Annotated in this window: 14 protein-coding genes; 7 read left to right on the plus strand and 7 right to left on the minus strand. The window is 49.3% G+C overall.

Going from position 1 to position 14,999, the window contains the following annotated elements; all coding sequences use genetic code 11:
* Positions 1-221: 221 nt before the first annotated feature.
* On the minus strand, positions 222-1,256 hold the full coding sequence (gene gap, locus SGI98_06905) for a type I glyceraldehyde-3-phosphate dehydrogenase (protein ID MDZ4743133.1): 1,035 nt from the start codon (positions 1,254-1,256) through the stop codon (positions 222-224).
* 234 nt (positions 1,257-1,490) lie between these two features.
* Between gap and SGI98_06910 the strand changes: the two genes are divergently transcribed.
* The 7 genes from SGI98_06910 (at position 1,491) to SGI98_06940 (ending at position 9,718) form a co-directional block, all read left to right on the plus strand.
* Entirely contained in the window at positions 1,491-2,483 is a 993-nt protein-coding gene (locus SGI98_06910) for a MoxR family ATPase (protein MDZ4743134.1), read from the plus strand.
* Between the two features lie 94 nt (positions 2,484-2,577).
* On the plus strand, positions 2,578-3,480 hold the full coding sequence (locus SGI98_06915) for a DUF58 domain-containing protein (GenBank protein ID MDZ4743135.1): 903 nt from the start codon (positions 2,578-2,580) through the stop codon (positions 3,478-3,480).
* Positions 3,477-4,157: a DUF4381 family protein gene (locus tag SGI98_06920; protein ID MDZ4743136.1), complete on the plus strand. Its 681-nt coding sequence runs from the start codon at positions 3,477-3,479 to the stop codon at positions 4,155-4,157. The genes SGI98_06915 and SGI98_06920 overlap by 4 nt, the downstream gene beginning before the upstream one ends.
* Complete coding sequence (locus tag SGI98_06925) at positions 4,154-5,149, plus strand: VWA domain-containing protein (GenBank protein ID MDZ4743137.1); 996 nt, start codon at positions 4,154-4,156, stop codon at positions 5,147-5,149. The genes SGI98_06920 and SGI98_06925 overlap by 4 nt, the downstream gene beginning before the upstream one ends.
* Positions 5,146-7,098, plus strand: a complete 1,953-nt coding sequence (locus SGI98_06930; GenBank protein MDZ4743138.1) for a VWA domain-containing protein — start codon at positions 5,146-5,148, stop codon at positions 7,096-7,098. Before SGI98_06925 ends, SGI98_06930 begins: the two co-directional genes overlap by 4 nt.
* Before the next feature lie 2 nt (positions 7,099-7,100).
* The gene (locus tag SGI98_06935; protein MDZ4743139.1) at positions 7,101-8,966 is read left to right on the plus strand and encodes a BatD family protein; all 1,866 of its coding nucleotides are present in this window, start codon (positions 7,101-7,103) and stop codon (positions 8,964-8,966) included.
* Positions 8,963-9,718 carry a hypothetical protein gene (locus tag SGI98_06940; GenBank protein ID MDZ4743140.1) on the plus strand — a complete coding sequence of 252 codons (756 nt, stop codon included), beginning with the start codon at positions 8,963-8,965 and terminating at the stop codon, positions 9,716-9,718. Before SGI98_06935 ends, SGI98_06940 begins: the two co-directional genes overlap by 4 nt.
* Before the next feature lie 114 nt (positions 9,719-9,832).
* Here SGI98_06940 and SGI98_06945 read toward each other — a convergent pair whose 3' ends face one another.
* The 6 genes from SGI98_06945 to pgk form a co-directional block, all read right to left on the minus strand.
* Positions 9,833-10,768 carry an ABC transporter permease gene (locus tag SGI98_06945; protein MDZ4743141.1) on the minus strand — a complete coding sequence of 312 codons (936 nt, stop codon included), beginning with the start codon at positions 10,766-10,768 and terminating at the stop codon, positions 9,833-9,835.
* Positions 10,765-11,682 carry an ABC transporter permease subunit gene (locus SGI98_06950; protein ID MDZ4743142.1) on the minus strand — a complete coding sequence of 306 codons (918 nt, stop codon included), beginning with the start codon at positions 11,680-11,682 and terminating at the stop codon, positions 10,765-10,767. The genes SGI98_06945 and SGI98_06950 overlap by 4 nt, the downstream gene beginning before the upstream one ends.
* On the minus strand, positions 11,682-13,298 hold the full coding sequence (locus SGI98_06955; protein ID MDZ4743143.1) for a peptide ABC transporter substrate-binding protein: 1,617 nt from the start codon (positions 13,296-13,298) through the stop codon (positions 11,682-11,684). Before SGI98_06955 ends, SGI98_06950 begins: the two co-directional genes overlap by 1 nt.
* Before the next feature lie 14 nt (positions 13,299-13,312).
* The gene (gene secG, locus SGI98_06960) at positions 13,313-13,750 is read right to left on the minus strand and encodes a preprotein translocase subunit SecG (GenBank protein MDZ4743144.1); all 438 of its coding nucleotides are present in this window, start codon (positions 13,748-13,750) and stop codon (positions 13,313-13,315) included.
* 14 nt (positions 13,751-13,764) lie between these two features.
* Positions 13,765-14,529 (minus strand): triose-phosphate isomerase, encoded by a 765-nt coding sequence (gene tpiA, locus SGI98_06965; GenBank protein ID MDZ4743145.1) that lies wholly within the window; start codon positions 14,527-14,529, stop codon positions 13,765-13,767.
* 26 nt (positions 14,530-14,555) lie between these two features.
* Positions 14,556-14,999 (minus strand): phosphoglycerate kinase (gene pgk, locus SGI98_06970; protein MDZ4743146.1); only part of this gene is annotated, 444 nt, incomplete at its 5' end.

Genomic DNA, 14,999 nt, shown 5'->3' on the forward strand with positions numbered 1-14,999 from the left:
ACAGATTGTCACAGATTTTAAACTTTGTAGGGCCTCTCGCCCCCCCCTACGCCAGATCGGGCAAGGTCAGGTAAAGCGAGTTCACCACAGAGCAATTTGTTTCGGGTCGCGGCACACGGAAGGAAGGCAATAAAAAACGCCGCAAATTGCTCTGCGGCGCTTGAAACTTTTTACCATTACCCCCGGTTTTCTTTATTCAACGGGGATTGTGGCGGGAAAAACTATTTGATCAACTTCTGGAGCAGATCGACGCAACGATTGGAGTAACCCCATTCGTTATCATACCAGCTGACGAGCTTAAAGAATTTGCTATTCAGCTCGATACCGCTACCGGCGTCAAAGATGCTGGAGCTTTTATCGTGGATAAAGTCGCTGGAGGCGACTTCGTCTTCGGTATAAGCCAAAATCCCTTTTAAGTAGGTTTCGCTGGCTTTTTTCATCAAAGCACAAATTTCTTTGTAGCTGGTTTCCTTGACCGTTCTCACCGTCAGATCGACGACAGAGACTGTCGGAGTAGGAACGCGGAAGGACATACCGGTGAGTTTGCCTTTGACTTCTGGGCAAACCAGACCGACAGCCTTTGCAGCCCCTGTGGTGGATGGGATAATATTAATCGCAGCACTACGTCCACCTTTCCAATCCTTCTTAGAAGGACCGTCAACGGTCTTTTGGGTCGCTGTATAGCTATGGACAGTGGTCATGAGACCTTCATCAATGCCGATTCCTTCTTTCAGGAGGACATGAACGAGGGGAGCCAAACAATTTGTCGTACAGCTGGCATTTGAGATGATCTTGTGGTCGGCAGTGATCTTTTCATCATTGACACCCATGACGACGGTGATGTCTTCACCCTTGGCAGGAGCCGAGATGATCACACGTTTGGCACCGGCAACCAAATGGCCTTTTGCTTTTTCAGCATCGGTGAAAAGTCCAGTGGACTCGATGACGATATCGACACCGTACTTCGCCCATGGCAATTCCGCAGGGGTCCGGGCACTGACGACATCGATGCGGTGTCCATTAACGATCAAAACATCATCTTCCTCTTTGTCGGGAGAGGATTTCGTCGAGGAAACCTCACCTTTGAAACGTCCTTGGGTGGAGTCATACTTAAGGAGATAAGCAAGATTGTCAGCAGGAACGATATCACCCACAGCAACAACTTCGACCTCTTTACCCAAGAGTCCTTGTTCAACGATCGCGCGGAATACGAGACGTCCAATACGTCCGAATCCATTAATAGCAACTTTAGCCATATTTATTTTACTCCAATTTTTTGATGATGTTTCTAAGATGAATTATGTCGAGCGCAAGTTAGCAAATGCTCACCCAGCGTCAACGGGTAAAATGAAGCAATTTGCATTAAGAAAGAGAAATCTTACCCTGTTTAGTAATGAATTATTCATTGACATTGATTTTCTTGCAAAACTTTTTTAAGCCTCGTCTGTTTTATTGAGTGAAAGTAATTACAATGTAAAGTCATCCACCCTATGAGTACAAATACCATTCAAGCATTAAATGAAGAAGTCCAACGTGCCTCCACTTGGATCCAACCCCTCCAACAAGAAATCGGCCGGGTCATTATCGGTCAGAAATATCTAGTAGACCGCCTGATGGTCGGGCTCATTGCCAATGGCCACGTCCTCCTCGAAGGGGTCCCCGGCTTAGCCAAGACACTTTCATTAAAAACCCTCGCGCAAGCCGTTACAGCCCGTTTCCAGAGGATTCAATTCACCCCGGACATGTTACCGGCGGATATTGTCGGCACGCAGATTTATAATCCCCGTGATGGTAACTTTACGACCAAGATGGGGCCTGTCTTCAGTAATTTCGTCCTCGCCGATGAAATCAACCGTGCTCCTGCCAAAGTCCAGAGCGCACTCCTCGAGGCGATGCAAGAAAGACAAGTCACCCTGGGTGATGCAACCTATCGTCTGCCCGAACCTTTCCTCGTCCTTGCTACTCAGAACCCCATCGAGCAAGAAGGCACCTATCCCCTGCCCGAAGCTCAGGTCGACCGTTTCATGCTCAAAATCAAAGTCGGGTACCCGACCCGTTCTGAGGAACGTTTAATCCTCGATCTGGCGGCGACGACCGCTCCTCTTCCCAGCATTAATCCCGTCATCGACACCGGGGATATCATGCGTTCACGCGAGGTGATCAATCAGATTTATATCGACGAAAAAGTGCGTGATTACATCGTCGACTTAGTCTGGTGTACCCGTGACCCGAAAAGTTATAAACTCGAGCTGGCTGATTATATCCAGTACGGGGCCAGCCCTCGCGCCACGATCTCCCTCACCCTGGCCGCCAAGGCTTGGGCCTTTATGCAAGGCCGCGGTTATGTCACCCCTCAGGATGTAAAGTCCATCGGGATGGATGTCCTCCGCCACCGTGTCACGGTCACTTACGAGGCGGAAGCCGAAAACCTCACGAGTGAAGACATTGTCCAAAAGATTTTCGAGACACTGCCCGTTCCTTAATCACCCCGTTGTCTTAATCTTTTTAAAAAAACAACAGACACTCACCCCGGTCATTGTCGAAATATCCATCTAGGAAGATCATCCCCCATCACCCGTGAAAAAAGAAAAAACATCCGAGATCACCAAAGAAATCCTCAAGAAAGTCCGTCAGATTGAGATCCGGACCAAACACTTGGTCAATGACTCTCTCACCGGACAATACCATTCGGTCTTCAAAGGACGCGGAATGGATTTTGACGAGGTACGCGAGTATTCCCCCGGAGACGAGGTGCGCACGATTGATTGGAATGTGACCGCACGCGCCGGACGTCCCTTTATTAAGAAATTTACTGAGGAACGCGAACTGACCATCCTCTTGGTGGTGGACTTGAGCGCGTCCGGAAATTTCGGTTCACACCAGCAAAGCAAAAGGGAAATGGCTGCGGAGCTGGCCAGTGTCTTGGCCTTCAGCGCTATCCGGAATAATGACAAAGTCGGCCTTGTCCTTTTCACCGACAAGATCGAACAATACATTCCCCCGAAAAAAGGACGACTCCACGTCCTGCGTGTCATCCGTGAGATTCTCTTTTTAAAACCCACTTCCCAAGGGACAAATATTAATGAGGCCTTACGGTTTGCGAATAAAGTCACTAACCGCAAATCCGTCATGTTCCTGCTTTCTGACTTTTTTGCCGATGATTACAAAACAGAGGTCCGCCTAGCCGCCCGCCGCCACGACCTGATCGGGGTCATGATCCATGATCCAAGCGAGATGAATCTGCCGAATATCGGGTTATTAACTTTGGAAGACTCGGAAACCGGTGAGCAATTTGAGGTGGACACTTCGAATTCACGACTCCGGAACCAATTTTCCGATATTGCGACAGAAAACCTCGAAACCACACGCAAATTATTTAACTCCAGCGGAGTTGATTTCCTCGATTTAAGCACCAGCCGGCCTTATATGCCGGAGGTCGTCCGCTTTTTCCAAACCCGTATCCATAGACGTAAAAAATGAGTCGTTTCATCCCCCTATCCATTTTAGCAGCGGCCTTTGGTCTCCAGATGGCCTTGTGCCCTTTGACCTCGGCACAAACCCCATCCACCCTCCCGACGCAGCGCACTGTCCCCTCAGCCCTCGGTGCGACAAATGCCCCCGCGCCCGTGACCTTACAAAATGGACAAGAACCCGCCGATGATATACGTGACATCCAAGGCCCGATCCATATCCGTTCCCTCTGGGTCATTATTTGTGGGATTCTCGTCATCATCGCCAGTGCCCTCGTCATTAGCCTCCTGTTTTATTGGATCATGACCAAGACAAAGAAGAAAAGGGTCCTGACACTCCAGGAAATCGCCCTGGAGCAACTTGCCCAGGCCCGCATCCTGATCGATGAGAATAAACCCAAGGAATTCTCCATCTCAGTATCGGACTGTATCCGCTCCTATATCGAAAAGCGTTTTAATGAACGCGCCGCGCACCGCACGACAGAGGAGTTCCTAAATGATATGTTAGCCAAGGAAGGTAATGAACTTTCCGCTTATAATGACCTTCTCGCCGACTTCCTCCGTTATTGTGATCTGGCAAAATTTGCCCAGTGGTCATTCAGTGCCGCTGAGATGGAGGAGATGATCACCTCGGCACAACGTTTTATTGAAGAAACAAAACCAAAAGATACAAAGGTGAAATCATGAGATTCATGTATCCCCAGCTTTTATGGTTACTCCTACTTTTGCCCTTTTTGGCTTTGCTCAAAGGTCGCTCGGGTAAATCGGCCAGCCTCACCTATTCGACAGCCACCCTCATCCGCCGGATAGGTGTCCCGACAAGATCCATGGCGGGACGGATGCTGCTTTTCCTGAAACTCCTGGCACTCGGGCTTTTTATTATCGCCTTGGCCCGGCCCCAATACGGGCGCGGCACCACCGAGATCGAAGCCAGCGGGATCGATATCGTCCTAGCAGTGGATATCTCCGGATCCATGGAGGCCTTAGACCTGACCCTCAATGGGAATAGTGCGAACCGGGTCGATGTGGTGAAATCCGTTATTAAAAAATTCATCGAAGAACGGTCCAGCGACCGGATCTCCCTCTTAGCATTTGCAGGGCGTCCCTACCTCGTGAGTCCCCTGACCCTGGACCACGATTGGCTCATCCTAAATCTCGACCGTCTCAGGACGGGCATGGTCGAGGATGGCACCGCTATTGGCTCGGCCATCGCCGCCAGTGTCAACAGGCTCCGAGACCAGAAAGCCAAAAGTAAAATCGTCATTCTCCTCACCGACGGGGTGAATAATGCCGGCAAAGTATCACCTGAAATAGACGCCGAAGCCGCCCGGGCCCTCGGGATCAAAGTTTATACAGTCGGTGTCGGCACCCAAGGTATCGCCCCTATCCCCGCCCGTGATCCCTTTGGTAATAAAGTCCTCGCCCAGATGCGTGTCGATGTGGATGAGCCCACCCTCCAAAAGGTCGCCGATATCACAAATGCAAAGTTTTTCCGCGCCACCGATACGGACACCTTGGAACGGGTTTACCAACAAATCGATCAGCTTGAAAAAACTGAAGTGAAGATGAAAAAATTCGAACATTACACCGAGCTTTTTGCCTGGTTTGCCGCCGCCGGACTGGCGTTAATCTGTATTGAACAGCTTTTGAGCAACACAAAGTACAGGAGGTTGCCATGAGTTTTCAATATACTTATTTACTCTGGGTCGGGCTCGGGGCTGTGGTCGCCGCCTATTTTGGCCTGAAATATTTCGAAAAAGACCGTCTTGCATTACTCTCACGCTTTGCCAGCGTCAAGCTGCTGGATGAGCTCACCAAGAGTGTCTCCTGGAAAAGGCGGCATATCAAACAGTGGCTCATCCTGATCGTCATCGCCCTTATTTTCATCGCCCTCGCCCGACCCCATGTGGGTTATACCTGGCAGGAAGTAAAAAGGCGCGGGCACGATATCCTTTTTGCCGTGGACACATCAAAGAGTATGCTCACCCCGGATATTAACCCCGACCGGTTGACCCGCTCGAAACTCGCCATCATCGATATGCTCGAAAAGCTCGAGGGAGACCGTGTGGGCCTGATCGCTTTTGCCGGAGGATCTTTCCTGCAATGTCCCCTGACAATCGATTATAACGCATTTCGCCAAACCGTCGAAGCCCTCGACACAAATATCATTCCCCGGGGTGGCACGGATATCGCCGGGGCCATCCGCGAGGGAATCGTCTCCATGTCGAGCGAAAGTAATGATCAAAAGACACTCATCATTATTACTGACGGTGAACAACTCGAGGGGGACGCCCTCGCCATGGCACGCCAAGCTGCCGGCAAGGGAATCAAAATCTTCACTGTCGGCGTCGGGACACCTGCCGGGGCCGTTATCCCCGTCCAAGCTCAGGATGGTTCGACAGGTTTGGTCCGGGATGCTGCCGGGCAGCCTGTCCGCTCCCAACTCAATGAAACCCTCCTCGCGCAAATAGCCGAGGCCACAGGCGGCTTTTACTCCCCCCTTGGACAACAAGGCCAAGCACTGATGGATATTTATGATAAAGGACTGGGCGGGGTGGAGAAAAAAGATATTGCGGAAAAAATGACCCGGGTTCCTATCGAAAGATTCCAGTTCCCACTTGTAGTAGCCATTATCCTCTTGATGATTGAATTCTTGCTCAGTGACCGCAAGAGCCGAGCTATCCCACGTCCCTTGCCCATTAAAAATAAATCTCTGATTATTCTCCTCTGTTTAGCCGGACTGAGTGCCTCCACCGGACTCCGAGCATCCCCTCAGGAAGCTGAAGCGCTCTACCAGCAAGGAAAATATGAAGAATCCCAAAAGTCATATTCTACAGCAGCAGATAAAAAGGCCTCCGACTACCGGTTAAAATTTAATGCCGGATCTGCCGCTTTTAAAGCCGGTGAATATGACACGGCTGAGAAAGACTTTAATGAAACCCTCAAATCAGAGGATCTGACCCTCCAACAAAAAGCCCTCTATAACTTAGGCAATACCTTTTACCGCAAAGGTCAACCCTTAGCCAAAGACAGTCCTGAGAAGGCAATCGCCCAGTGGGAACAGGCTTTAAAATCTTACGAAGGGGCTCTCACCCTCAATGACAAGGATGCTGATGCGAAGTTTAATCATGACTACGTAAAACGCAAAATCGAGGAGCTTAAGAAAAAGCAGGAGCAGGAAAAACAGAAAGACAAAAATAAACAAGACCAGAAGAAGGATGACCAGAAAAAAGATGGTCAGCAAAATGACCAAAAACAGGATCAAGGCCAGAACAAAGAAGACAAGCAGGATCAAAATAAAAAGGATGACCCCGGGCAAAATGGCCAAGACCAGAAAAAAGACGGTCAAGACAAGGACAAGGATAAAAATGAGGGGGACAAAGGTGACCAACCGAAAAAAGACAAACCTGAGGAGAAGCCCGGACAAGATGGCGGACAGCCCGGGGATAAAAAGGATCAAGGGAAAAAACCTGAAGAAACAGAAGGCATGCAAGGAGCCCCTCAACCCGGGCAACTCAGTAAACAACAGGCGATCCAACTCCTTGATTCCATGAAAGATTTCGAGAAAAAAATGCCCGTCTTTATTGACAATCCGAAAAATAACGAGGATCAATACAAGGATTGGTAACCATGATTAAACAACTGACATATACAACATTCCTCTTTTGCTTATTCATGGGCTCACATGTCTTTGCTAAGGATTTCTCGGTCACGGCAAATATCCGCCCCCCGACCATATCTTTGGGTGAGGCTGCCCAGCTCGAGATTACAATCAAAGGCGCCACATCGGCAGAAAGGCCGCTTATTCCAAAGATCGACGGTTTAACTATCCAGCCCGTAGGTTCACAAAATTTCCAGAATGTCCAAATTATCAATGGCCGTATGTCGGTCGATGCCGGGGTTACCCATATCTACCAGATCATCCCCTCTAAGGCCGGGACATTTACCATTCCCGGTATTTCTGTGGTGATTGACTCCAAAACCAGGGCGACAGAACCGATTGTCCTCACGGTACAGAACTCCACCCACCCACCCCTGCCCTCGACTGTGCAGGGCGCACCATCTCCCTCCTCGATCCCGGGCTCCCCTCAATCTCCACAACCGGTAGGCTCCACGAGCAAAGCAGCCATGCTAAAGTTATCATTTCCCCAGAGGAGTTATTATGTCGGGGAAACCATCCCCCTGATCGTGAAATTTTACCTGAATCCCCAAGTGAAACTTGTCGAGTTAACCCCTCCTTCCTTCGGAGGCGGATCATTCACATTGCCTAACCTGAATTTCCAGCCCATACAAAAAACGGAGATCGTTGATGGAGTCGAATACAATGTGCTTGAATGGAAAACATCCATCGGGACCATCAAAGAAGGGGACTTCGATGTCGTCAGTAATATCAAAGGGGTTATCGGGGTACCCACTCGGGCCAGACGCCCGGCAGGTATGGAAGGTGACTTTTTTGACAATTTCTTTAATCGTGGGACCGCAAATCAGGATATTAGTCTCGCCAGTGATGATCAAAAGATCGAAGTCCTCCCCTTACCCGAACAAGACAAACCCCGGGACTTCTCCGGTGCCATTGGTTCCTTCAAGATGGATTCTACCGCCACACCTACCACCCTCGTGGTCGGAGACCCTGTTACACTCAAAACCGTTATTTCAGGAACAGGTAATTTCCCCCAAATCTCAGCCCCCAAAATCAGTTCTGATAAACATTTTAAAACTTACACCCCGGGTTCAAAATTCGAGGCCTCCTCCGACAGTGAGATCACGGGGAAGAAGACCTTTGAGCAAATCGTGATCCCCACAGATCCTTCAGTCAAAGAATTACCCCCGGTTAATTTCAGTTTCTTTGATCCGACGCAGAAGAAATACATCACTCTCTCCTCCCCCTCAGTTCCATTGGTCGTGTCCTCCTCGGGGGCCTCACCCAGCACTAGCTACCAAAGTGCGAATACACCGGGGAAAGGCACAAAGGAGGCCCGCCTCAAGAAACAGGATGAGCTCGTCGAGAATAAACCTTTGATCGGTACTACCACCCATTCACTGACTCCTCTTAGCCAAGAAAATTATTATTGGATCGCCCAAGGTGTGCCGCTTGCTGTCTGGGGAATTTTCCTCGGTCTCTACCTCAGGCGCCACAAACTCGAGAATGACCCCGACCTGATCCGCAAACTCTCCATCGGCAAAGCTTTAAAGGAATACCTGAGCCAGATGGATCACGCGGCGGCAAAATCCGATACCCAGTCATTTTTCCAAGCAGCACGCCGGGCGATCCAGCAAGTCATCAGTGAAGAACAAAAATGTAATCCCGACTCGATCACCCTCGATAATCTCATCCACCAAGAAGGACTCGATGCTGAATATAAACAAGTCCTCGTCGAGATATTTGAAACAGCCGATATGGTCTCTTACTCAGGCACTTCCTTCGATGCTAAACGGCTGAATGAATGGAAAGATCGTATCCATAAGGCCATTACTGAAATCAGGAGGCATCAATGAGAAATTCCCTTTATTTCCTCACTTTCGCCTTACTCTCCCTTTTTCCGGGAGGACTCCGGGCCTCCAGTGCCCCCGAAAATACAGGGATTTTCCAGGCAGCAAATGTCGATTATCTTGGGGGGCGTTATGAAGATGCTATCCGGAAATATGAATCACTGGTATCGGGTCAAACCTTCAGTCCAGCCATCTTTTTTAACTTGGCAAATACTTATGCAAAGGACGGGAAAATAGGCAAGGCCATCGTCAACTATGAGAGGGCCCGTTATCTTTCGCCCCGTGACCCTGATATCCTGGCCAATTTAAAATTTATTACTCAGCAAGAACAAATTGCGCGTCCGGATGCCCGCTGGTTCCTTCAATACACCGTTTATTTGTCCCCTAACCAATGGTTCATCCTTTCATTCATCATGTTGGTTCTAGCTGCGGGAAATGGAATTGCGCGCGCACTCAAGCTCAATATCCCGGTCGCACTGAGAAAAAACATGATGCTCATCGTCTTACTCCTGGGAAGCATAGGATGCCTAGGCAGTGGATTCTATGTGCTCAGGAAATTCCAGTACGCAATCGTGACTAAACCAGAGACATCCATGACCCTCTCCCCCATTCCCGGCTCTCCACTTGTCACCGTCTTGACCGATGGACTCTTCGTTAAGCCTATCAAATCCCACGGCGATTACATACTTGTCCAGACTTTCAATAACCAAAAAGGCTGGGTCCCCCAATCATCCGTTGAAAACATCCTGATACGGTAGACACTCTTGAGAAATCCTTGGGGCAATTTGCACCAAGGTCAGTGCCCTGCTCTTTTATTGAATGCACTTTTACGTCGCACTGATACATCTATGGATAGGGTCATCCACTCCCTCTTATTTCTGGGACTTTGGATCAAAGACATCGCGGAGGCCGTCGCCGAGGAAATTCAGGGAGAGCAAGGTAATGGTCATGGTAGCTGCCGGAAAAACCAAGATCCACCAGTAGCTCGTGATCGGATTAATCACGCTGGCACCATCGGCGATCAAGGATCCCCAGCTCGAAAGGGGGGCTTGGATTCCTAACCCCAAAAAACTCAAAAATGATTCCTCCAAGATGACAACGGGCACGGTCAATGTCATGTACGTAATGACTACCCCGACGAGATTTGGCAGGAGGTGACGGAAGATGATCCGGGGAGTACTGGCTCCGAGGGAACGGGAAGCCATGACGAATTGCCTCTCCTTGAGCGCAAGCACCTGCCCGCGCACGATCCGGGACATGGTCAACCATTCCACAATCCCCAGGCCGATAAAGAGTAGTATAATACGGCCGTAACCGGAATAGTCACTCAAATGCATAAAGTCCAAGAGTCGGACTACGGATTTATCGAGGGCGGCAATCAGGACAATGACAAAAACAAGCCGGGGCATGGCATAAAGGATATCGACAAACCGCATCATGGTCTCATCCACCTTCCCCCCCGAATATCCGGAGACCATCCCATAAATCACACCAAAGCTCAGACTGACAAAAGCCCCTACCAGCCCGACGGCCAGTGACACCCTCGCCCCGTGCAATACTCGCACGAGTAAATCGCGTCCGTGGATATCCGTACCAAATGGATGAGCCAGGCAAGGAGCGGTGAATTGCGGGCCGCTGATGGATTCATACGTATATCCGTAGGTCAGCTTGATCAGGAGCGGACCAAAAACAGCCAATAAAGCCATCAATACCACGATAAAAAGGCCAATGATCGCCGCACGGTTACGTTTAAGCCGTCGCCAAGCCAGAGTCCATGGACCAGAAGATGTGACAGGAGCTTGGCTCATGATATTTTTATCCTCCGGTCGAGAAAGGTGTAAAGGATATCCACCACGAGATTCAGCACCACGAGTAAAATACAATAAACAATCACCACTCCGCCCACGAGGAAAAGGTCACGGTTAATCACACCAAAAACGAAGAAGGGACCCATCCCGGGGATTTTAAATATCTCCTCCACGACGAGTGAACCCGTCAGGATATTCGCGGCCAGAGGGCCGGCAAAAGAAACCACGGGAAGAATCGCCACTTTCAAGGCATGTTTAAAGAGGACCTTCCACTCGCTCAACCCCTTTGAACGCGCCGTCCGGACAAAATCTTGGTTAAGTGTCTCCAGCATACTCGTGCGCATCAGGCGGGCCACATAAGCGGCAAATGGGAGGGACAAGCAAAAAGCCGGAAGGATTAACTGCTGAATGGTGCCCCACCCTGCCACGGGAAAGATATGGGCATTCACAGCGAGAAAAAGGATTAATAAAGGAGCCGTCACGTAGGTGGGGATCGAAATGGCCAGCATGGCAACGAGCATCAATCCATTGTCTTGCCAGGAATTTTGCTTTAATGCGGCAAGGCTACCGATAAAAGTCCCAAAGCAAATTGCTAAAACAAAGGCGATACTCCCCAGCGTCGCTGAAACAGGCAGCGTCTGGGCAATAATCTCATTGACCGAACGGTTCATATACTTTGTGGAAAGCCGGAGATCCCCTTGTGCCACGTCCTTGAGATAGGATGAATACTGCTGCCAGAGGGTGCCATCGAGTTTATACTTTTCGAGTAATTTCTTTTCAACACTCTCAGGCAATTTGCGTTCAGCCGAAAAAGGTCCGCCGGGGGCGATCCTCATCAGGAAAAAAGTCAGTGTGACCACCACGAATAAAATGGGGATCAGCATCAATAATCTTTTGAGGATATAAATAAACATCACTTTTTCTTTTTATACATAAAGCGGATGGGATGTTCATCCACCAGATTATTCACGACACCACCGACTTTTTCAGGATCAAAGAAGTGGATGGCGACATTATAATAGAGGGGCAGGACCACGGCATCATCTTCGACGAGTATTTTCTCGGCTTGCTGAAAGAGCATTTCCCGCTTTTTGGTGTCAGGCTCCTGGTTAGCTGCCTCGATCAGCGCGTCAAAAGTCGGATTTTTCCAGCCGGTCCTATTATTGCCGTCATTACTCGTGAAAATACTCAGGAATGTATTAGCATCATTATAATCCCCGATCCAACTGCTCCTCGCCATATCGTAGTCCAGCGAAGACATTGTGCTCAGGTACACCTTGAACTCCTGTTTCTCGAGCTCAACATGGATCCCGAGCTCATTACGGAACATCTCCTGGAGCTCGGTAGCCACCTGCTCATTGAGTTCTGTTTTATTATAAAGTAAACGCAGGCGTGGGAACCCCTTGCCGCCGGGGAACCCTGCTTCCGCGAGCAACTTGCGCGCCTGGTCAGGATCGTAGGCACCTTTTAAAAGCGAGGTGTAATTCTGTGTACCCGGCGGGACCATCCCGTAAGCGATGGGTTCTCCCGCTTTGGTGATCTTATCCACTATCCTTTGTTTATCCACGGCCAAGGAAATGGCTTTCCGGACTCGCACATCATTATAGGGAGGCCTCGTCACATTAAACCGGTAAAAATAATCCGCAAGAATAGGGCCTGAGTGGAAAAAGGGTGTCTTGCGCAATTCCCCAAAAAGCATGGCCGGAACCAATCCCCTGTCGAGGATCAGGTCCGCTTCACCAGAATAAAAGAGATTAAAGGCTGTGCCCGCCTGGCTCGTCGGGAGAATATCCACCACCTGCAATTTAACATTGTTTTTATCCCAATAATAAGGACTCGCCTTGATTTGAATCCGGTCATTAATCCTCCAGTCCTGGAGCTGGTAAGGCCCGTTTGAAACCATTTTCCGGGGTTTAATCCAGTCATCCCCGTATTTCTCTATCGTGGCCTGATGTACTGGCATCAAGGTCGGGAACGCCACGAGATCTAAGAAAAACGGAGTGGGGGCCTTGAGCTCTGTGACCAAGGTAAAGTCATCGGGAGCTTTCACCCCGACAGCAGAGAAATCCTTGATTTTACCGGTATTAAACTCTTCGGCATTCCGGATGAAATAAAGCTGGGAAGAATATTTCGAGGCCGTCTCAGGTAGGAGCGCTCGTTTCCATGAATAAACAAAATCAGGCGCCTTTACCGGATCCCCATTACTCCACTTTGCATTTTTGCGGAGGTGGAATGTATAAGTCTTCCCGTCAGGGGATATCTCCCAGCTCTCAGCTACCCCAGGAATAATCTCGCCCTTTTCATTCCGGGCGGTGAGTCCTTCGAAAAGGGAGGTCACTATGCGCCCGTCGGCTTGAGCCGTAATAATCGCCGGATCAAGGGATTCCGGTTCTACCCCGTTAATAAAGACAAAATCCGCTTTTTCTTTTTGCCGGAAACATCCGGAAGATAAACCAAAGAGAAATAATAAAAAAACGACACCGGAGCCCTTTAGGATAAGGTTTACCGATGTCGTTTGTCTGAAACTCAAGTTTATCAGTGAAATTAAGGATTGGTCTTGGTAGGTGCTGGTGGGGTAGCAGCCGGGGCATTTGTCACTGTGGCTACAGGGACGTTTGTACTGGGGACATTCACAGGGGTAACTGCATTTTTATCCACTTGCTCCGCCACCTTCTCCAAAGTGCTCTTTGTCAGCCCGCCTGAGGGGCGATGGGCAAAGAACCAGCTCAATGCAATGCTGAGCAGGAAAAAGGCAACAGTCAGCCAAAGTGTGAATTTCTTCAGGACATTGGTCGTATCCGCACCAAATGCCGTATCCATGGTGCCTCCACCGAAAGTCGCTCCGAGACCTTCATTCTTTGACCGTTGCATCAATACCGTCACGATCAAAAGCAGGCAGACAAAGAAATTTAGCACCATTAATATCCCGATAAAGATATTCGCATACTCTTTAAAAAAACCCATCATTGCCAAATTCATCATAATTTTCCTTTATATCATTTAACCGCAGCTTTGACAATCAAAGCAAATTCGCGGGGATCGAGACTGGCACCACCCACCAAAGCCCCATCAATATCTTCTTGATGGAGAAGCTCTTTGGCGTTTGCAGCCTTCACACTGCCACCATATTGGATTCGTAATTGTCCTGCAAGCTTTTCTCCGTACATTTCTGCCAGAGTCTTGCGGATCAGGGCATGCACCTCTTGGGCCTGCTCGGGAGTGGCGACCTTGCCGGTTCCGATCGCCCAAACGGGTTCATAAGCCAGTACTAACTCAGTAATTTCTTCGCCCGTGATATTAGCTAGGCCTTCTTTGACTTGGGAGGTGATCACCTCGACGAGTCTACCCGCCTCACGTTCAGTCAATGTCTCACCGATACAGAAAATCGGGCGTAATCCGGCGGCCAAAGCTGCCTTAATGCGTTTATTGACGGTTTCATTGGTTTCACCAAAAAACTGGCGACGTTCCGAATGCCCGATGACGACATAGGTGACTCCGAGGTCTTTAAGCATGTCTGTGGATATCTCGGCTGTGAAGGCACCTGATTTTTCCCAGTAAACATTTTGGGCACCGACTTGGATATTTTTTGCTCCCGCGATCTCGGTGGCCACAGTAGCAATCGAGACGAAGGAAGGAACAATGACCGCTTCAGCACCATCAAAGGCCCCGAGTTCAGTTTTGAAAGCCTGCATGAAAGCCTTTGCTTCCGTGCTGGTTTTATTCATTTTCCAATTTGCAGCGATGATTTTTTTTCTGGACATATCTTTATTCTCTTGAAATTTTCGGATTATTTTTCAGTTAATGAGCTGATACCGGGGAGGACTTTTCCTTCGAGGAATTCCAGAGAAGCCCCGCCGCCCGTGGAGACAAAAGTCATTTTGTCTTTGAGCTTCGCTTTTTTCACGGCTTTAACAGAATCCCCGCCGCCAATAATGGATTTGCAGTTTTTATTATCGGCGATGGCTTGGGCGATAGCGAATGTTCCTTTGGCGAAATCCGCGATTTCAAACACACCCATGGGTCCATTCCAAAGGATAGTTTTGGACTGGGCGATTTCCGCCGCGTAGAGTTTAACGGTTTCAGGCCCGATATCGACCCCTTCCCATTCGGCAGGAATCCCTTCACCGGGTTTGGATATCTGGGTCGCGGCACCTGCTTTGAATTCTTGGGTAATCAAGGTATCGACTGGCAGCAGGAATTTTACACCTTTAGCCTTAGCTTTTTCAAGGGC

It is taken from the genome of Verrucomicrobiota bacterium (genome assembly GCA_034440155.1).
Classification (GTDB): Bacteria; Verrucomicrobiota; Verrucomicrobiia; order JAWXBN01; family JAWXBN01; genus JAWXBN01.